Annotated in this window: 17 protein-coding genes; 9 read left to right on the forward strand and 8 right to left on the reverse strand. The window is 65.9% G+C overall.

The features are described from left to right. Nucleotides 1-33 precede the first annotated feature (33 nt). Both QUV18_RS04285 and QUV18_RS04290 read left to right on the forward strand, forming a co-directional pair. The gene (locus tag QUV18_RS04285; RefSeq protein WP_300892195.1) at nt 34-714 is read left to right on the forward strand and encodes a hypothetical protein; all 681 of its coding nucleotides are present in this window, start codon (nt 34-36) and stop codon (nt 712-714) included. Nucleotides 715-771: 57 nt separating this feature from the next. Beyond that, nucleotides 772-2,010: an MFS transporter gene (locus QUV18_RS04290; RefSeq protein ID WP_300892196.1), complete on the forward strand. Its 1,239-nt coding sequence runs from the start codon at nt 772-774 to the stop codon at nt 2,008-2,010. A gap of 144 nt (nt 2,011-2,154) precedes the next feature. Here the strand turns inward: QUV18_RS04290 and QUV18_RS04295 are convergent, their stop codons facing one another. Continuing rightward, nucleotides 2,155-3,504, reverse strand: coding sequence for an NAD(P)/FAD-dependent oxidoreductase (locus QUV18_RS04295; RefSeq protein ID WP_300892197.1), 1,350 nt, complete (start codon nt 3,502-3,504; stop codon nt 2,155-2,157). A 162-nt stretch (nt 3,505-3,666) separates the two neighbouring features. On the opposite strand from QUV18_RS04295, the gene QUV18_RS04300 reads away from it, so the two are divergent. Then, nucleotides 3,667-4,968: an ABC transporter substrate-binding protein gene (locus tag QUV18_RS04300; protein WP_300892198.1), complete on the forward strand. Its 1,302-nt coding sequence runs from the start codon at nt 3,667-3,669 to the stop codon at nt 4,966-4,968. 333 nt (nt 4,969-5,301) lie between these two features. Here QUV18_RS04300 and QUV18_RS04305 read toward each other — a convergent pair whose 3' ends face one another. Then, a complete protein-coding gene (locus tag QUV18_RS04305; protein ID WP_300892199.1) occupies nt 5,302-6,030 on the reverse strand; it encodes an FCD domain-containing protein in 729 nt (242 codons plus the stop codon). A 199-nt stretch (nt 6,031-6,229) separates the two neighbouring features. Between QUV18_RS04305 and QUV18_RS04310 the strand changes: the two genes are divergently transcribed. Then, nucleotides 6,230-6,721, forward strand: coding sequence for a thioesterase family protein (locus tag QUV18_RS04310; protein ID WP_300892200.1), 492 nt, complete (start codon nt 6,230-6,232; stop codon nt 6,719-6,721). A 4-nt stretch (nt 6,722-6,725) separates the two neighbouring features. Here the strand turns inward: QUV18_RS04310 and QUV18_RS04315 are convergent, their stop codons facing one another. The 3 genes from QUV18_RS04315 to QUV18_RS04325 form a co-directional block, all read right to left on the reverse strand. Further along, nucleotides 6,726-7,385 carry a hypothetical protein gene (locus tag QUV18_RS04315; RefSeq protein ID WP_300892201.1) on the reverse strand — a complete coding sequence of 220 codons (660 nt, stop codon included), beginning with the start codon at nt 7,383-7,385 and terminating at the stop codon, nt 6,726-6,728. A gap of 235 nt (nt 7,386-7,620) precedes the next feature. Further along, a complete protein-coding gene (gene gatB / locus QUV18_RS04320) occupies nt 7,621-9,132 on the reverse strand; it encodes an Asp-tRNA(Asn)/Glu-tRNA(Gln) amidotransferase subunit GatB (RefSeq protein WP_300892202.1) in 1,512 nt (503 codons plus the stop codon). A gap of 147 nt (nt 9,133-9,279) precedes the next feature. Further along, entirely contained in the window at nt 9,280-10,503 is a 1,224-nt protein-coding gene (locus QUV18_RS04325; RefSeq protein ID WP_300892203.1) for a hypothetical protein, read from the reverse strand. Between the two features lie 239 nt (nt 10,504-10,742). Here QUV18_RS04325 and QUV18_RS23540 point away from each other — a divergent pair, with 239 nt between their 5' ends. Then, on the forward strand, nt 10,743-11,810 hold the full coding sequence (locus QUV18_RS23540) for a transglycosylase SLT domain-containing protein (RefSeq protein ID WP_366914617.1): 1,068 nt from the start codon (nt 10,743-10,745) through the stop codon (nt 11,808-11,810). Between the two features lie 18 nt (nt 11,811-11,828). Here the strand turns inward: QUV18_RS23540 and sigJ are convergent, their stop codons facing one another. The 3 genes from sigJ to pepN form a co-directional block, all read right to left on the reverse strand. After that, the gene (gene sigJ / locus QUV18_RS04335; protein WP_300892204.1) at nt 11,829-12,716 is read right to left on the reverse strand and encodes an RNA polymerase sigma factor SigJ; all 888 of its coding nucleotides are present in this window, start codon (nt 12,714-12,716) and stop codon (nt 11,829-11,831) included. Continuing rightward, on the reverse strand, nt 12,706-13,167 hold the full coding sequence (locus tag QUV18_RS04340; RefSeq protein ID WP_300892205.1) for a carboxymuconolactone decarboxylase family protein: 462 nt from the start codon (nt 13,165-13,167) through the stop codon (nt 12,706-12,708). The genes sigJ and QUV18_RS04340 overlap by 11 nt, the downstream gene beginning before the upstream one ends. A gap of 85 nt (nt 13,168-13,252) precedes the next feature. Further along, nucleotides 13,253-15,805, reverse strand: coding sequence for an aminopeptidase N (gene pepN / locus QUV18_RS04345; protein ID WP_300892206.1), 2,553 nt, complete (start codon nt 15,803-15,805; stop codon nt 13,253-13,255). 111 nt (nt 15,806-15,916) lie between these two features. Between pepN and QUV18_RS04350 the strand changes: the two genes are divergently transcribed. The 4 genes from QUV18_RS04350 (at nt 15,917) to QUV18_RS04365 (ending at nt 18,539) form a co-directional block, all read left to right on the forward strand. After that, nucleotides 15,917-16,120 (forward strand): hypothetical protein, encoded by a 204-nt coding sequence (locus tag QUV18_RS04350; protein WP_300892207.1) that lies wholly within the window; start codon nt 15,917-15,919, stop codon nt 16,118-16,120. Nucleotides 16,121-16,256: 136 nt separating this feature from the next. Then, nucleotides 16,257-17,033 (forward strand): gamma-glutamyl-gamma-aminobutyrate hydrolase family protein, encoded by a 777-nt coding sequence (locus tag QUV18_RS04355; protein ID WP_300892208.1) that lies wholly within the window; start codon nt 16,257-16,259, stop codon nt 17,031-17,033. Between the two features lie 197 nt (nt 17,034-17,230). After that, nucleotides 17,231-17,926 (forward strand): DNA helicase, encoded by a 696-nt coding sequence (locus tag QUV18_RS04360; protein ID WP_300892209.1) that lies wholly within the window; start codon nt 17,231-17,233, stop codon nt 17,924-17,926. 145 nt (nt 17,927-18,071) lie between these two features. Continuing rightward, on the forward strand, nt 18,072-18,539 hold the full coding sequence (locus QUV18_RS04365) for a hypothetical protein (protein ID WP_300892210.1): 468 nt from the start codon (nt 18,072-18,074) through the stop codon (nt 18,537-18,539). Nucleotides 18,540-18,546 lie beyond the last annotated feature (7 nt).

Below are 18,546 nucleotides of genomic sequence, written 5' to 3' on the forward strand. Positions count from 1 at the left end.
CGCATTGGTCCGGCTCGGGTGGAGGGAAATTTCATGAATTACGCATTGGCCGCCTTTCTGGCCGCTTTCATTGGCGTTTCGGCACACGCCGCGCCTTGCAAGGCGCCGTCGTCGATGGAGAATGTCTACCTTGTCAAAGAGTCGCATAGCCTTACCAGCGCCTTTGCGCCGCAGTTGACCAAGCCCAAAACGAACTTCGATTTCAACGAAGAATTACGATTTTATTCCGGTGATTTTGTCGTGAAACTTCAATGGTATAAAAATATCTTTGAACCCCAGTACGGAAGCAGGAAGATCACCGAAGGCTTCCGGGTCATCACCGGTATGCTCGGAGACGAGTACCAGGCCATGATGAGAACCAGCGAGACCACGTTCCAGTTCATCGTCAACGACAACGTCATCGACGTTCCCGTTCCTCCGTCGTCGGAGAGGGAAACCCTTGGCTATATCGATAACAAGCGGCATTACGGGCTGAGCACGGATACGGTTCAGATGCAGGACGGGCGGAGCCTTTCGGAATTCCTCGAGCAAAGCCTTGCCGGAAACAGCAGCTACACCTTCGCGATCGGGCTGGGTCGCGAAAAGTCGCGCCTTGGCGGGGTCAGCCATGAACAGGTGGTGTCGATCGACATTCCCTATGCCGACCTGCAAAGGCTGAGCGGCGAGCTGGACGCCCACGTCGCGAACACCAAGGGTGAATCCTGCATGCGATAGGCACGCCCAAGCTGCCTAGGCCGTAACTGGCCTTCCTTCGCGGTATCCTCGACCCGCGTGGAACCTTTGCCAGACCTTTTCATTCCTGCATGGAAGGGAGGCCGCGCCATCACCTATTTTCACAGCCTTTCGGCCGCCGGTTTCGCGGCCACCGCGATCAGCTACGGCCCCGGCCGCATGGGGTTCGGCCTTTTCGTGCCGGCCTTCAGCGGGGTGTTCTCGCTCGACGGCACGACCATCGGCCTTGTCTCCAGCCTCGGCTTCGTGGGGTTCTTCCTGGCGCTCCTGTCTGCGCAGCTGCTGCTCAACCGTCAGGGGCCCGAGGCGCCCGTGCTGGCGGGCCTCCTCTCTGCCACGCTGGGCATGGGGATGGTGGCGGCCGCGCCCTCGTTGCCCATACTGGCCGCCGGGGTGTTCTTCGCCTCGGCCAGCGCCGGCTTCGCCTGGACGCCGTTCAACGACGCGGTCCACCGCAAGGTCCGCGACATCGACCGGGCCACCGCCCTGTCCGAGATCAGCACCGGCACCAGCGTCGGCATCGCGCTGGCGGGGGCGGCGGCGCTGGCGATGGTGCTGACGGGGGTGTCGTGGCGGGTCTGCTGGGCGCTCTTCACGCTGGCGGCGGCGGGCGCGCTGGTTGCCAACTGGGCGGCCCTGCGCCACGTCGACAAGGACACCGAGCCGGTCGCCCGCCGCTCCTGGCGCGGGCTGTGCGAGCCCGCCATCCTGCCGCTTCTCGCGGTGGCCTTCGCCTTCGGCACCACCTCGGCGATCTACATCTCCTTCGCGGGCCGTCACTTCACCGCCGCGGGCGGCGTGCCGGGCGTGCCGGGGGCGGCGACGCCGGCGATCGTGTTCCTGTGCTTCGGCCTCGCGGGGCTGGCCGGGCTGCTGACCGGCCGGTTCCGCGACCGGCTGGGCCTTACGCCCCTTCTGCGGCTGGTGATGCTGGCCGGGGCCGGGTCGCTGGCGCTGGCGGCGCTGCTGCCGGGAAGCTGGGCCGGGCTGGCGGGCTCGGCGGCGCTGCAGGGGGTGCACGTGATGGTGACCAGCGCGATCCTCGCCTTCTGGTCCGAACGGCTCTTCCCCTCGAAGCCGACGCTGAGCTTCACCGCCGCCCTGCTGGCCACGGCGGCGGGCAATATCCTCGGCCCGGCCGTGGCGGGCGCGGTGTCCGACACGCTGGGGATGGCGGTGATGTTCCTGGGGGCGGCGATCCTTCCGGCCGCGATGAGCCTGGCCCTGCGCGAGCGGTTCGTTCAGGAATATCCGGCGGCGCCGGGCGCGGCTGCATGAGGCCGGCCCGTCCGTGATCGGCGCACCGGCACCCGCTTCAAAAAAAATCCCGGCCACCAGGGGCCGGGCGGTCATCGCTCTGACCTGAGTAAGGGCGCCGGCCACTCGGGGAGTTGTGCGGCCGGCGCCCGGTGTGCGTTGAAATCAGCGTCCCGTCTGCAGGTACGCCTCGAGACTATCGTCGAGCGCATCCTTCCACGGCGTGTGGTGCGCCGGGGCCTGCTTGCCCGTCAGCGGCGAGACATAGCCGTTGTCGCGGAAGGCCATGATGTCCTTCTTCTTGTGCTTCTTCCACTTGTAGAACTGCTCGCAGGCCTTATCGACATCGAAGCTCGGGTAATCCGTCTCGGCGATCAGCTCGGCCACGTAATCGCCCTGGTACTTGATGCAGGCGTAATCGTCCTCCAGCGCGTCCTCGTCGGCCTGCCGCTTCTGCCAGTCGGCATCCATCGCGGCGCGGTCGGGGATATCGAGCTTGCCCATGATCGCGTCACGCACCCACCAGGCCTGGGCGTCGAACATGTTGAAGGTGAACCACTGGTCCTGCATCCCGAGGTAGAAGAGCTTGGGGTTATGCACCCAGACCACGCCCTTGTAGAGATCGGTCGTCGCCAGCCGGTTCGCCGTCTTCAGGCGCAGGTCGTCGGGCAGGAAGTTGAAATGGTGCTTGTAGCCGGTGCACAGGATGATGGCATCGACCTCGCGGCTGGTCCCGTCGCTAAAATGCGCCGTGCGCCCCTCGACCCGGTCGAGCGCGGGCACCTCGTCCCAGTTGTCGGGCCAGTCATAGCCCATCGGCCCCGACCGGTAGCAGGACACGATCGACTTGGCGCCGTATTTCCAGCACTGCGAACCGATATCCTCGGCCGAGTAGCTGGAGCCCATGATCAGGATGTTCTTGCCCTCGAACTCGCGCGCATCGCGGAAATCGTGGGCGTGCAGGATGCGGCCGTTGAACCCGTCGAAGCCCGGGTATTCCGGCACGTTCGGCACCGAGAAATGGCCCGAGGCGACGATCACGTGGTCGTATTCCTCGACCGTCTCGGCGTCCTTCTCGCTGTCCCGCGCGGTGACGGTGAACTTGCCCGACGCGTCGTCGTAGCTCACGTCGCGCACCACGTTGTTGAACCGGATCCAGTCGCGCACGCCGGCCTTCTTCACGCGGCCCTCGATATAGTCGAAAAGCACCGCGCGCGGCGGGTAGCTGGCGATCTCCTGCCCGAAATGCTCGTCGAAGGAGTAGTCGGCGAATTCGAGCCCTTCCTTCGGCCCGTTCGACCAAAGGTAGCGGTACATCGAGCCGTGGCAGGGCTCGCCATCCTTGTCGACCCCGGTGCGCCACGTGTAGTTCCACAGGCCCCCCCAGGTCGACTGCTTCTCGTAGCAGACGATCTCGGGGATGTCCTCGCCCTTGTCCTTGGCGGACTGGAACGCGCGCAACTGCGCAAGGCCCGACGGCCCCGCACCGATGATCGCAACTCTTTTCTTGGCCATTCTGCTGGTCTCCCTGTCTGTATTGAACCAATATTTTAATTTGGTACTTTTGGTTCATTTCAGGAAACCAAAGCGTGAACCAATCTGTCAACAACAAACCTGTTCAGGCGGGCAGATTCCCCCTAGACTTGCCCAACCAGGCTGCAGAAAGGACGTGTACGGTTGGAAGCTTCGAGTTTCGCACAGCGGCTGGCGATTTCCGGTGCCATGCCAAGGCTTTCCGTCGGCATGGCCAACACCGTGAATATCGGCTTTCTCGCGCCGCTGTCGGGGCAGGCGGAAAGCTGGGGCCTGCCGGGGCTGCATGGCTGCCGCATCTGGGAAGGCTGGCTCAACCGCGCGGGCGGGCTCCTGATCGGCGGGCGGCGCTACCCGATTCGCATCCACGCCCATGATTGCGGGGCCGGGCCGGACGAGGCGCATGAAGGCGCCGTGGAACTGGTCCAGGGCCATGACGTCAAGCTGATGATGATGCTGGGCGGCGACGATTACGCCGCCGTCGGCGACTACCTGACCGAGAAGCGCATCCTGACCTCGACGCTGCTGCCCTCCGACCTGTCGCCCGACACGCCCTACCTGATCGCGCCGTCCGAGGTGCACCCGGTCTACGTGGTCACCGGGGTCGACTGGCTGACGCGCACGCAGCCGGGCCTGAAAACCGTCGCCCTCTGTGCCCAGAAGGACGGGATGGGCCTGCCCTCGCTCGCCACCTACCGCGCGGCCTTCAAGGCGGCCGGCGTCGAGATCGTGCGCGAGGTGCAATACCCCGCTTCGGGCGGCGATCCGGCCGAGATCGTGGGGCCCATGCTGGCGGCTGACCCCGACATCCTCTGCTGGTGCACCAGTTACACGCCCATGGTCCACGCCATGACCGAATACGCCCATGCGCAGGGCTTCAAGGGCCGCATCCTGTCCTGCACCTTCGACCATTACGATCGGCTGGTGGGCAAGCTGGGGGCGGAATTCATGGAAGGCGTCACCTTCCAGTTCCCCGATTTCGACGACCCGGCGCTGCGGGAAAAGGCGTTCTTCTTCAACCAGCCCAACGTCTTCTACGAGGAGTTCAACAACCGCTACCCGAAAAGCTGGTCGGCGGTGAGCTGGGAATACGCCGCCATCCTCGATATCTGGCACGCCGCGGTCGAAAAGGCGGGCACGGTCAACCCGGTCTCGGTTCTGGCGGCGATGAAGCAGCTGGGCCACGTCACCCACGCCTTCGGCCCGGCGGAATGGTGGGGGACGGAGCTTTTCGGGATCGACAACGCGCTGGTCGGCGACTGGCCGGTCGTGTCGATCCGCGACGGCAAGGCGCGGATCGAGGAATTCGGCTCGGTCCCCGGCTGGCTGCACGCCCATAGCGGCGCGCTGCGGCGCGAGATGCTGGACCTGGGCCAGATGTGGGAACAGCGCCTCACCGGGCCTGCCCGCGAGACCAAGCTGGGGGCAAGGACGGTGGCGGAGTAGGGGGCGCGCACCGACGTTATACCGACAAGATACCGACGTAATACCGACGTTGGATTTTGGCCGTCTTTAGCCGCCAATACCACCGTTTTAGGCAAGGGGCGCGACGTTGCCGCCGCCGGGCGAGCGCCGGCCCGTGGGGAGGCGATGAAACGGAGGTGGATGGCAATTTATGGTGCAGCCTACATCCATCCCAAGAACGTAACGCAACACCCGCCAAAGCGCCTGCCCGCCGGGACGGGCCGGCGCTCGCCCGGCGCCGCGCCAAGGCGCGGCTCGACTCCGGGCGTGTGCCGAACCTGGTAGGGTGGGTGAAACCCACCTTCCGCTAACCCCTCAAAAATCCTGCAACAACAGCTTCTGCTCTTCCACCAGGTGCAGCTTGATGAACTCCACCGCGCTCGCCACGTCCCGCGAGGCAATCGCGTTGAACAGCGTATTGTACCGCTTCTGGTAATCCTGCATCCGCTTCGGCGTCAGGTTCCGCCGCCGCAGCTTGGTGCGAAAGCTCTGCCGGTAGGTCTCGATCGTCAGCCGGTAGCACGACGCCAGCAACGGGTTTCCCGTGCCCTCGGCGATCTGCGTATACAGCTTCTCTTCCAGTTCGATGAACGCGTCCACATCCGTCTGGATCGTCTCGATCTTCGACAAAGTCTCCGACAGGTCGTTGATCTCGCGCGGGGTCATGTTCACCACCGCCAGCCGCACCATCTCCGGCTCGAGGATCCCCCGCACCACGAGGTGATGCAGCGGGCTGGTCTCGTCCGCCACCGATGCCGTCGCCGCATCCCCCGGCGCGGCCGAGCGGTAGGTCACGAAACTGCCCGAGCCCGGCCGCCGGCGAATGGCCTTCTGGCTTTCCAGCACGTCGAGCGCCTCGCGCACCGTGTTCCTTGCCACCCCCAGCTCCGCGGCCAGGGTCCGTTCCGAGGGCAGGCGCGTGTCGGTCGGGTATTCCTCCGACTTGATCCGCGCAAACAGCGTGTCCACGACGATCTGCACCGTCGCCCCCACCGGCTGGCCGGTGACGATCCCGCGCGCGCTGTCGTCGAGGTCCTTCTGCATGCGTGCTCCCCCGCTGGGCCTTCACCACCGCGCGCACCAGACCAATCCGGCCCGGGCCCGCGTGAATTGGTACTATGGCGGGGGATGGCGGCAATTTCCAGCCTCCTCTTCGCGCATCGACGCCGCGGGGAGAAACCCTTTGCACTCCCTCGCGGCTTCGCCCTATCTTGCCGCGACCCTTGAATCAGCACGCGTGACCATGACCGATACCGGCCCGTTCGTGTCCTCCCTTCTCGAGATCGAGAAGGGCTGGATCGACTACAACAATCATTTGAACATGGGCTATTACACGGTGGTGTTCGACCGCGCCTCGGACCAGCTGTGGGATTGGCTGGGCTTCGGCGCGCATTACGTGGCCGAGACCAACCACACCACCTTCGCGGCCGAGTTCCACGTCCGCTACCTGCGCGAGGTCAAGCTGGGCGACCGGCTCTATTCCCGCATCCGCATCCTCGACCATGACGAGAAGCGGTTCCACACCTTCCAGGAACTCTATCACGAGGATGGCTGGCTGTCGGCCACGGGCGAGGGGCTGACCCTGCATGTCGATCTCGGCGGGCCAAAAGTGGCGCCGATGCCCGAGCATATCCAGCACAGGCTGGCGGAGCTGGCCCGGGCCCATGCCAGGCTGCCCGCGCCCGAAGGGGTGGGCAGCCGGATCGGGATCAGGCGGAAGGCCGCGAGCGGCTGAGGCCCTACTCCCCCGGCTGCGCGAAGCTGTCGACGATGGGCGGAACCGGTTCTTCCATGGCGGGGGCGGCGATGCGCTCCCTGAGCGCCGCAGCCTCGTAGCAGAAGTAAAGCCACGTGGCGGCGCCGAGGAACTTCATCCCTTCCTCGATCACCTGGTTCACGGCGTAGGGAATGCCGATCACCTCCTGCACCGCGTCGATGCCCACCGACATCCCCAGAAGCGCGCCGGCCCCGAGAAAGGCCGCCCCGTTCACCGCGAAGATCGCCTGCCGGTGCTTCGACAGCAGCCGCCACAGGAAGATCGCGTAAAGCGGCACCACGATGCCTTCGGCGATGTACCGGTCATGGATCAGGAAGAAGTCATCCGCCGCCAGCACCAGCGAGAAGCCCCCGACAAGGAACAGCAGCCGGCGCAGGCGGTCATCGCCCCCGCGCTCGAAGGACAGCGCCCGCGCCAGGCAGATGGCGCCTGCCGCCACCCAGAACCAGACGCCGATATTGGACAGGAAGCCAAGGAAGCTCGACTGCCCCGTGCTCTGCGCCGTGTCACGCAGGATCTCGATCAGGGTAAAGCCGGATTGCGTGAGGAGGGTCAGCGAGACGACGTAAAACAGGAGTGCGGGGATGCCACAAAACAGGAAATAACGGTGCATCTTGTTCATCTGTATGTGCCTTGAGATGCATGTCTATACGAAATGTTGTGCCACCGTGTCCATCCGATAAAGCACTGTTTGTAATGTGGCTGTTACATGGGTGTTACAGGGGGGCGGTGAGGCGACGCCCGGTTTTTGGCCCCGCCAAGGACGTGGCGCCGGGGTCGCAAACGCGAAAACGCCCCGCAGGGCGAATCCGCAGGGCGCTTAACCGTTTCTCAACAGGTCTTAATCGACCGTTAACTCAAATCCCCAGCTTCTGCTGCACGATCTCGTTCACGGCCTTCGGGTTGGCCTTGCCGCCCGTGGCCTTCATCACCTGTCCGACAAACCAGCCGGCCAGCTTGGGGTTCGACTGCGCCTTCTCCACCTGCGCGGGGTTGTCGGCGATGATCTGGTCGACCGCCGTCTCGATGGCGCCGGTGTCGGTGACCTGCTTCATGCCGCGCTCCTCGACGATCTTCGCCGGGTCGCCGCCCTCGGTATAGACGATCTCGAACAGGTCCTTGGCGATCTTGCCCGAGATGGCATCGGAAGAGATCAGGTCGACGATCCCGCCAAGCTGCGCGGGGGAAACCGGGCTTTCGGTGATGTCGTGGCCTTCCTTCTTCAGCCGCCCGAACAGCTCGTTGATGACCCAGTTCGCCACCAGCTTGCCGTCGCGGCCCTCGGCCGCCGCCTCGAAGAAGGCCGCGTTCTCATGCTCGGCGGTCAGGACGTTGGCGTCGTATTCGCTGAGCCCGAAATTGTTGACGAAGCGCGATTTCTTCTCGTCCGGCAGCTCGGGCAGGGACTCGGCAATGCCATCCACCCACTCCTGCTCGATCTCGAGCGGCAGCAGGTCGGGGTCGGGGAAGTAGCGGTAATCATGCGCTTCTTCCTTCGACCGCATCGAGCGGGTCTCGTTCTTGTCCGGATCGTAGAGCCGGGTTTCCTGCACGATCTCGCCCCCGCCCTCGACAATCGCGATCTGGCGGCGCGCCTCGTAATCGATGGCCATCTGGATGAAGCGCATCGAGTTCATGTTCTTGATCTCGCAACGGGTGCCGAGATGCGAGAAATCCTGCGTTTCCATGTATTTCTCGTAGGCGCCGGGGCGGCAGACCGAGACATTCACGTCGGCCCGCAGGTTGCCGTTCTGCATGTTCCCGTCGCAGGTGCCCAGGTACCGCAGGATCTGGCGCAGCTTCAGCACGTAGGCCGCCGCCTCCTCGGGTCCGCGAATGTCGGGGCGGGAAACGATCTCCATCAGGCAGACGCCCGTGCGGTTGAGATCGACGAAGGACATGTGCGGATCCATGTCGTGGATCGACTTGCCGGCATCCTGCTCCATGTGGATGCGCTCGATGCGCACCTTGCGGGCGATCCCGGGTTCCATGTCGACGATGATCTCGCCCTCGCCCACGATCGGGTGGTAGAGCTGCGAGATCTGGTAGCCCTGCGGCAGGTCGGGATAGAAATAGTTCTTCCGGTCGAAGGCCGATTTCAGGTTGATCTGCGCCTTCAGGCCAAGGCCCGTGCGCACCGCCTGCTCGACGCAGAACTCGTTGATGACGGGCAGCATGCCGGGCATGGCCGCATCCACGAAGGCGACGTTCGAGTTGGGCTCGGCCCCGAACTGCGTCGAGGCGCCCGAGAACAGCTTGGCGTTCGAGGCGACCTGCGCATGCACCTCCATGCCGATCACCAGTTCCCAGTCGTGCTTGGCCCCGGCGATCACCTTGGGTTTCGGGGGCTCGTAGGTCAGGTCAAGCATCTGCGGCGCTCCGTTTGCGTATCGTCCGGCGTTCTAGACCGGGCGGGCGGAACGGGCAAGAGGCGCGGGCAGACAGGAACGCCCACGAAGTCTTTAAAAGACGTCGATCCGCAGTCTTTTAAAGACTGCGCCCCCCGCCGCCAACGATCAAAGCGCCGGCAGCCGGTACATCCCCTGCGGCGAGAACGCGATGGAGCTGCCATCGGCGATCTCGCTGGCGAACCGCGCCGCGATGATCCGAAGCGCCGTCTGGCGCCCCTTGACCACCAGCGCCCGGCGCGAGGGCAGCATCGACACCTGGCCCGGCGCCAGCAGCGTCTGCGACCAGATCAGCGGGTGCAGCTCCTGCAGGTAATCCGCCAGCAGCCAGTCGAGGCAGTCATGCAGCTGTTCCCGCGTCGCATGCCCGCGCCGCGACAGCTGCTTGTCCTGCTTCAGCGGCGCCATGGAAATGGCGCAGAAGGCGGCGAACTGGTTGATCACGTGCTGGTCGCGCTTGCGGTCGATGATGTTCTCCATCCCCTCGATGAAGAAATCCGCATCCAGCAGCTCGATCGCCTGCGGATCGGCGGTCAGCGCATCGAGATAGACCCAGGTATAGCCGCCTGCCTGCCAGACGTCCTCGGTCTGCGAGGCGACGCGGCGGGCCTCGATCTCCAGCACGTTGGGCGACTTGCGCAGCAGCGGCACCATGTGCCGGCCCATGGCCCGCATGTGGCGGTGCCCCTCGGGGTCGATCCCGATCAGCGTGGCGTAATCCTCGGCCAGGTGGCGGCCGCGCTTCTCGTTGGTGGCGTTGAGCGCGCATTGCGCCGCCAGGACCGACGGCGCGTCGAGCGCCACCCCGTCATAGGGCGCCAGGATCTCCTCGGCCCGCTCGAGATGCTCATGCGCCCGGTTCAGGCTTTTCTCGGGCGTGCTTTCGAACATGATGCTGTGCCAGGCCCAGGCGATATCCAGGTGCGCCAGCGCCACGACCAGCGCGCAGGCATAGTCGCCCGGCTCTTCCTCCAGCACCTCCTCCAGCGCCTCGATCCCCTCGGGGCTGGGCTCGGCATTGTCGTGCAGGGCGTCCTCGGCGGCCGACACCACGTCGCTGCGCGCGCCGAAGGCCAGCAGCAAGGAGGCCGTCTCGCCCCCCGGCGTGGTCAGGCGCGATTCGTCGGCATAGCGGATCCGGCGCGACAGTTCGGTCCAGCGGTCCTGCCGTGCGAGCTTCTGGCCCTTGTCCTGGTGCGTGGCGCGGGCCATCTCCTCGTCCGACACCGGAAGCGAGGGCAGGATGATGCGCTTGGTCAGGGCGTCGATGTCCTTTTCGGACATCTTCCGCATCTTCGGCGCCACCGACTTGCCGCCTGACCCGGTCAGCATCCCGCGCAGCTTCGAGAAGGTTCCGGACGCGGACTTTGACTGATTGCGCGATTTCAACATACTTTGCCTGTTCAGATGGAATTCGTTCCTGTTTGTGACAGCGTATTCGGCCCAAATTTGGGCAAGTCGAGGGAGATGGCAGGGAAAACATGCGGCCAGCGCATGTGTGCCACGGAAACGGCGAAGGAAGGGGATCCGGGGGGATGCGTCGACTAATACTTTGTCTTTATTTATTATTCTTGCCGTCAGCATCGCAGGCCGAGGAAACGGAAGGGGCCGAGGCCGGCGTCTTTCCGCCCGCGCGCGTCGCCCAGATTCCCCGCACGCGCTGGGATCACCGGGCCGAATCCGCCCTCTGGACGCGCAGCGCGCTGTCGGCGCTCAAGCAGCACGGCGCGGCGCTGGTGGAAACGGTCCCGCGCGATATCGCCGATTGGTGCCCGGCCTATCCCACCGCTTCGGCGGAAAAGCGCCGCGCCTTCTGGGTCGGCTTCCTGTCCGCCCTGGCGCGGTACGAAAGCACCCACCGGCCGCATGCCGTGGGGGGCGGCGGGCGCTGGTTCGGCCTGTTGCAGATCCTGCCCGGCACGGCGCGCGGGTATGGCTGCCGGGCGCGCAGCGGGCAGGCGCTGCTCGACGGGCCGTCGAACCTGTCCTGCGCCATCCGGATCATGACCCGCACCGTGCGGCGTGACGGGGTCGTCTCACGCGGGATGCGCGGCGTGGCGGCGGATTGGGGGCCGCTGGTCAGCCGCGCGAAACGGCACGAGATGATGGCCTGGACCAAGTCGCAGAAATACTGCACGCCGCTGTCTTCGGTACGGCCCCGCGCCCGCCCCGAGGGATGGAACCCGTCGCGGGATTTGGTCGCGATGCGGCCCAAGGTTCGGCCGCCCGAGGTGGTCGAGGCGGCGCTCCCCGCGATCCTCGAGCTGGAGTCCATCGTGCCGGAGAACGGCACCACGCCCGCGCCGGGAGACCTCGAACTTGAAGTCGTGATGCCGGCAGACAGCGCCACGGCCGCGCCGGATGACCTGGAACTTGAAGTCGTGACACCGGCAGACAGCGCCACTGCCGCGACGGATGATCTCGAACTTGAAGTCGTGATGCCTGCAGACAGCGCCACGGCCGCGCCGGAAGACCTCGAACTGGAGATCGTGACACCGGCAGACAGCGCAACCGCCGCGACGGACAACCTCGAGCTGGAGATCGTGATGCCGAAGGCCAACGCCACCGCCGCGCCGGAGGATCTCGAGCTGGAAATCCTGCCCACCGATGCGCCCGAACTCGAGATCGTCTCGCCCTGACCGCGCGTTGGGGCGCCCCTAGCCTGTGGCGCCTGACAGGTGGCGCAGCTTGTCGGGGTTGCGCACGATCCAGAGCGCCGCGATCCGCCCGTTGCGCAGGCTGACCGCCGTGGTCTGCATCACGCCCGCCGGGTCGACCGAGACGAAGCCGGGCGCGCCGTTGATCCGCCGCAGGGGCGGGCAGGGGCGCTGGGGCAGCTGGTTCTTGCGGGCAAGCCCCACGAAGAGGCCGGCGGCCCGGCGCGCACCGGACAGCACGTTGATCGCCGCCGGCACCTTGCCGCCGCCGTCGGTATGCACCGCGATATCCTCGGCGAAGATCTCTAGCAGGCGCTGCATGTCGCCCTCGCGGCTGGCTTCCCAGAAGGCGGCGATGATCGGGCGCGCTTCCTCGAGCGAGGGCGCCGCCGGCGGCTCGGCCCCGGCCAGCCGCTTGCGGGCGCGCGACACCAGTTGCCGACAGGTCGCGGGGGAGCGGCCCACCACCGGCGCGATCTCGTCGAACCCGTAGTCGAACGCATCGCGCAAAAGGAAGGCCGCCCGCATCTCGGGCGACAGCGTCTCCAGCAACAGGATCAGCGCGATGCTCACATCCTCGGTCACCATCCATTGCTGTTCCGGCGTCGGATCTGGGCTTTCCAGCAGCGGCTCTGGCAGCCACGCGCCCACGTAGGTCTCGCGCTGCCGCCGGGCCGATTTCAGGTGATCGAGGGAAAGGCGGCTGACCACCGTGGTCAGCCAGCGCGCGGGGCTTTCCAGCGCCGACAACTCCTGCCCAGCAAAGCGCAGCCAGGCCTGCTGCACGATATCCTCGGTCTCCGCCACCGATCCCGTCATGCGATAGGCGAGCCCCGCCAGACGGCGGCGCTCGCCCTCGAAGGTCGCGATATGCCAGTCAGGCGGCATCGCGCGCCTTCCGCGCCGGGTGCTGCGTGCGGAAGCCCACGGCGAACCGGTTCCACGCGTTGATCACGTTGATGATCAGCGTCAGGTCGACCTGCTCTTCCTTGCTGAACGCCTCGGCCAGCGCGGCGTAATCCGCGTCCGGCGCGCCCGTCGCCTCGATCCGCGTCAAAGTGTCGGCCCATCCCAGCGCGGCCCGTTCGCGGGCATCGAAAGCCGGGCTCTCCCGCCACGCCGCCAGCACGTCGAGCTGTTGCTGGGTCACGCCCGCCTTCAACGCCTCGGGCGCATGCATGTCGAGGCAGTAGGCACAGCCGTTGATCTGCGACACGCGCATCTTGATCAGCATCCGCAGCGCCGGGCCGATGGTCAGGTCGTGGGTGGCGTTCTCGACCGCCAGCATGGCCTTGGCGGCCTCGGGTGAAGCGGTGTGGATGTTCAGTCTCGGTGTCATGGCGACTTGTCCTTTCAGGGTTGCGTCTGCCTCCATGACGATCCACCGCCCCGATCTGTGACAGGGGCGGCGGATTATTTTCACATCACGCCCCGCGGATACGGCTGACCATCTCGGTCGTGTCGCGGCTCAGCCCCTCGACGGCTAGGATCCGGTCAAGCTCGGCGCCGATCTTCGCCTGCCGGTCGGCATCGTAGCGCTTCCACGTCTCGAAGGCCGAGCACATCCGCGCCGTGGTCTGCGGGTTGAGCGGGTCGAGCTTTATCAGCCAGTCCGCCAGCACCCGGTAGCCCTCTCCCGACGCATGGTGGAACCCGGCCGGGTTCATCGCCAGCGCGCCCAGCGTGGCGCGGAAGCGGTTGGGGTTCTTCATGCTGAAATCGGGGTGCTGCGTCAGCCGCTCGGCCACCGCCGCCGCCTCGTCCGGGGCGGCGTTGACGATCTGCAGCATGAACCACTTGTCGATCACCAGCCGGTCATGCTTCCACTGGTCATAGAAGGCCTTTCTCGCCGCTTCGCCCTTGCCGGCCTGCAACAGGCAGGAGAAGGCCGCCAGTTGCTGGGTCATGTTGTCGGCGGCGTCGTATTGGGCCTGCGCCCGTGCCCCGCCATCGAGCCGCGTGATGATCCCCAGCGCCCCGTTGGCCAGCGCCCGCGCGCCGGATTGCTTGGCATCGGGCTGGTATGGCTCGGTCACCTGGTGCTGGGCGTACAGCTTCGGCGCAAGGTCCTGCATCGCCTCGGCGCGGGCGTGCTTCAGCGTCTCCAGCGCCTCGTAAATCGCCTGCGGGTCCGGCGTGGTGCCGCCCTCGTGTAGCGCCTGCGCAAGGTCATCCTGCGACGGCAGGCCAAGCGCCAGCGCCCGGAAGGCGGGGTCGAGGCTCTCGTCCCGCGCCAGCGCCTGCACCGCGTCGAGATACCTGTCATCGGGCTGCGCCCCGTCCCGGAGCATCCGCAACAGCCCGTCGCGGGCCAGGTCGCGGCCCGCCTCCCACTTGTTGAACGGGTCGGTGTCATGGGCCAGCAGGAAGGCGCGCTCGGCATTGTCGGTCTCGCGCTCGACGATGACCGGCGCCGAAAAGCCGCGCAGGATCGACGGCACCGGCTTCGCCCCCAGCCCCTCGAAGCGGAAGCTCTGCCTGGCCTCCGTCATCTCAAGAACTTCAGTCTCCCGCACCTCGTCGCCATTCGGGCCCAGCAGCCCCACGGCGATGGGAATGACCCGCGGCGGCTTGTCGGCCTGGCCCGGCGTCGGCGGCGTGGACTGCTCGAAATGCAGGGTGTAGGTGCCGTCGGCATAGTCGTCGGTGACCTTCAGGCGCGGCGTGCCCGCATCGGTGTACCAGCGCTTGAATTGCGACAGGTCCCGCCCCGTCGCCTCCTCGAACACGGCAAGCCAGTCCTCGATCGTCGCCGCGTCGCCGTCATGCCGCTCGAAATAGAGGTCGAGCGCCTTGGCATAGCCCTCGTCCCCCACCAGCGTCTTCAGCATCCCGATCAGCTCGGCGCCCTTCTCGTAAACCGTGGCGGTGTAGAAATTGTTGATCTCGACGAAGCTTTCCGGCCTGACCGGGTGCGCCAGCGGGCCGTTATCCTCGCGGAACTGCCGGGCGCGCAGCGCAATGACGTCCGAGATCCGTTTGACCGCCGCGCTGCGCATGTCGGCGGTGAACTGGCTGTCTCGGAAGACGGTCAGGCCCTCCTTCAGGCAAAGCTGGAACCAGTCGCGGCAGGTGATGCGGTTGCCCGTCCAGTTGTGGAAATACTCGTGCGCGATGATCGCCTCGATCCGCTCGAAATTCATGTCGGTCGAGGTGGCCGGGTTGGCCAGCACGGCGGCGGAGTTGAAGATGTTCAGCCCCTTGTTCTCCATCGCGCCCATGTTGAAATCGTCGACCGCCACGATGTTGAAGATGTCCAGGTCGTATTCCCGGCCATACACCTCCTCGTCCCATTTCATCGACTTGATCAGGCTTTCCATGGCAAAGGCGCACTTGTCCTCGTCGCCGGGGCGGACCCAGACGTTCAGCTCGACCGCCTTGCCCGATCGGGTGGTGAAGTGGCCCGGATGGTTCACCAGGTCGCCGGCCACCAGCGCGAACAGGTAGGCGGGCTTGGGCCACGGATCCTGCCACTCGGCAAAGCCGTCGCCCTGCGCGCCGGGGTTGCCGTTCGACAGCAGCACCTCCTCCGCCCCCTCGATGCGCACGTCGAAGGGGGCCATTACGTCGGGGCGGTCGGGGTAATAGGTGATCTTGCGGAACCCCTCGGCCTCGCACTGGGTGCAGTACATGCCGTTCGACATGTAAAGCCCCTCGAGCGCGGTATTGGCCTGCGGGTCGATTTCGACCTCGGCCTCCCACACGAAGGGCGCATCGGGCACCTCGCAGGTCAGGCCCTCGTCGGTCACCTCGGGGGTGACGGGCTGGCCGTCGATGGTGACCGAGACCAGCTTCAGCTTCTCGCCATGCAGGAAAAAGCGCCGGTCTTCGGCCTCTGGATTGGGCCGGAAAGCAATACGCGAGAGCACCCGCGTGGCGGACGGATCAAGCCGGAATGTCAGCTCGACCTTGTCGACCCGGAAGCCGAACGGCGTGTAATCCTTGAGGTAGATCGTCTGGGGGGATGCATCCTTCATCGCGGTCTCCGGTCGGGGAACATGTAGGGTCGGGCGCACGTTATGTTCCTGAGCAGGGGGCTGCAATGGCGCAGCCCCGACAATTTGTTATTCAGAATTGAGAGGCCAATTTTGTCTGCACCCGAACCCGATCTCGAAACCGCGAAACGCCGGCATAAAGGCCCCCTGATCGGCATCGCCCTCGCCGTGGTCTTCGCCTCGGTGCTGCTCGTGGCGCTGCTGCTCTGGCTGGGCTACCTGGGCAACGAGCCCGGCAACGAGGCCCCCCAGATCGACGGTCGCACCGGCGCCGAGGAACAGACTGACGGGTCCTGACCCCGCTTTGCCTCTTTCCTGATCACCGTGGCGGGAATCTGCACTGGCGCGCGCCCGGTTGTGCGGGAATAGCTGTTTCCATATCCTCCGTTGGATTATATCCAGAGTGACAGGCTCCAACGGATAAAGGATCAGCATGACCCGCCCGATCATCGGCATCATCGGCAACAGTTATCTCATCGAAGGCAGCTACCCGGTGCATGCCGGCGGCCAGATGAACTCCGACGCGGTGGCACAGGTGGCCGACTGCATCCCGATGATCGTGCCGACCGATCCGCGCTTCATGTCGGTGCAGGAACTGCTCGACACCTGCGACGGCTTCCTGCTGACCGGCGGCCGCCCCAACGTCCACCCCGAGGAATACGGCCACGAACCGACCGAGGCGCATGGCACCTTCGACCGCTCGCGTGACGCGATCTCGCTGCCGCTGGTGCGGGCCTGTGTCGAGCGTGGCCAGCCCTTCTTCGGCGTCTGCCGCGGCTTCCAGGAGGTGAACGTGGCGCTGGGCGGCACCTTGCACCCCGAGATCCGCGACCTGCCGGGGCGCGAGAACCACCGCATGCCCCCCGACGGCACCATCGAGGAGAAATTCGCTCTCCGCCACACGGTGAAATTCACCGAAGGCGGCGTCTTCCATCGCCTGCTGGGCGAGGCCGAGGTTATGACCAACACGCTCCACGGGCAGGGCATCATAGACCCGGGTCGCGGCATCGTGATCGACGGCTACGCCCCGGATGGCACGCCCGAGGCGATCTATGTCGAGGATGCGCCGGGCTTCACCCTGTCGGTGCAATGGCACCCCGAGTACAACGCCGCCGCCGACCCGGTCAGCCGGGCGCTCTTCGGCGCCTTCGGACAGGCCGCCCGCGACTGGGCGGCGGGCCGCGTCGCCCCGGTGCGCCGCTCGGCCTGAGCATTCCGTTTTCTCCACCTTCAGGCTTGCGGCCACGGCCCCCGCACGGCTAGGCTGTTGTCAGGCGCGGCCCGCGCCTCCTCCCTCCGACCGGGCAGCATCGTACATGCAGGGCCAATTCCCGTATCGCTCCCGCCAACGCCGGGGCCGCGCATGAGGAGGGGTTGCGCGCCACGCCCGGCGGCGGAGAGACCGGAATGAAACTGTCAGCCCCCCTTTATCAACTGAAACGCCAGGCGAAACGCATGGCCCGCGACGAGGGGATCGCCCTCCACGCCGCGCTCGACCGGATCGCCGGCGCGCAGGGTTTCCGATCCTGGAGCCACCTTGCCGCGGCAGCACAGCCCGGCCCGGCGGAAGGCGTCCTGCGCCAGCTTGACCCGGGCGACATGCTGCTCGTCGCCGCGCGTCCGGGGCAGGGGAAGACCCTGCTCGGCCTCGAACTCGCCCGCGGGGCCGAAATCCTCGGCCGCCGCGGCGTCTTCTTCACGCTCGACTACACGCGCCGCGAGGTGGAGGAACATCTCGCCCGCCTGCCGGGGAAGGGGGAGGTGACCATCGACACCTCAGACGAGATCTGCGCCGCCTACATCACCACCCGGCTGGCCCGCCTCGACAGGCCCGCGCTCGCCGTGATCGACTACCTCCAGATCCTCGACCAGAGGCGCGACACCCCGCCGCTGGCCGATCAACTGGCGGCGCTGAATGCGCATGCCAAGGCCTCGGGCGCCATCCTCGCCATGATCTCGCAGGTCGACCGGGCCTTCGACGCCTCCGGGGGCAATCTCCCGGGGCTGCGCGATATCCGCATGCCCAACCGGTTCGATCCGGCGCTCTTCGACAAGGCCTGTTTCCTGCATGACGGGCAGGTGCGGATGGGCCGGGTGGGCTGAGGCCGCGGCGCGGTAAATTTGCCCGCCGCCCTTGATCGCCGGACAGAATCGTTGAAAACTCAAAGGATTACATGCACGGGGCCGGCGGCATCTGCCCGCCGGTCTCGTGTGCCGAAAGTCATTTTTTCAAAGAAAGGTAATTGGTATGAAACCGTATTTCACGAAACCCCTCTGCGCCGCCGTACTGGCGCTGGCCCCTAATCTCTCGGTCGCCGAGAACTGCTATTTCGATGTGCAGGCCGAGTACTACAGCGACGCCCAGAGCTACTCGCGGGATTTCCTGAAACCCATCATCGGCCAGGACATTCAGTCCAAGGACCTGCCGGGCGGAACGGTGCACGTCACCAAGGACTGCCGCAAGCTCAGAGACGGGCTGACCGTGTATCGCCGTCACCTCAGGCCGCAGTTGGAGGATCTTCGGGATGAAGTCTACGATAATATCATCGTGGACCGGGAGGAGGGGTATTTGAACTGCGCGCGGCGCGGCAGTCGAAATTACGATGTCGTCGTTCACGAGATGGACAATATGCTGAGCATCGCTGCAGAGGCGTGGCGCAACTACAAGAAGAACTGCGACGGCAATCTCCATTTCGACGAGGACGATCTGTCCTGAGGCAGAC

The sequence above is a fragment of the Roseovarius sp. genome, assembly GCF_030373445.1.
GTDB lineage: Bacteria > Pseudomonadota > Alphaproteobacteria > Rhodobacterales > Rhodobacteraceae > Roseovarius.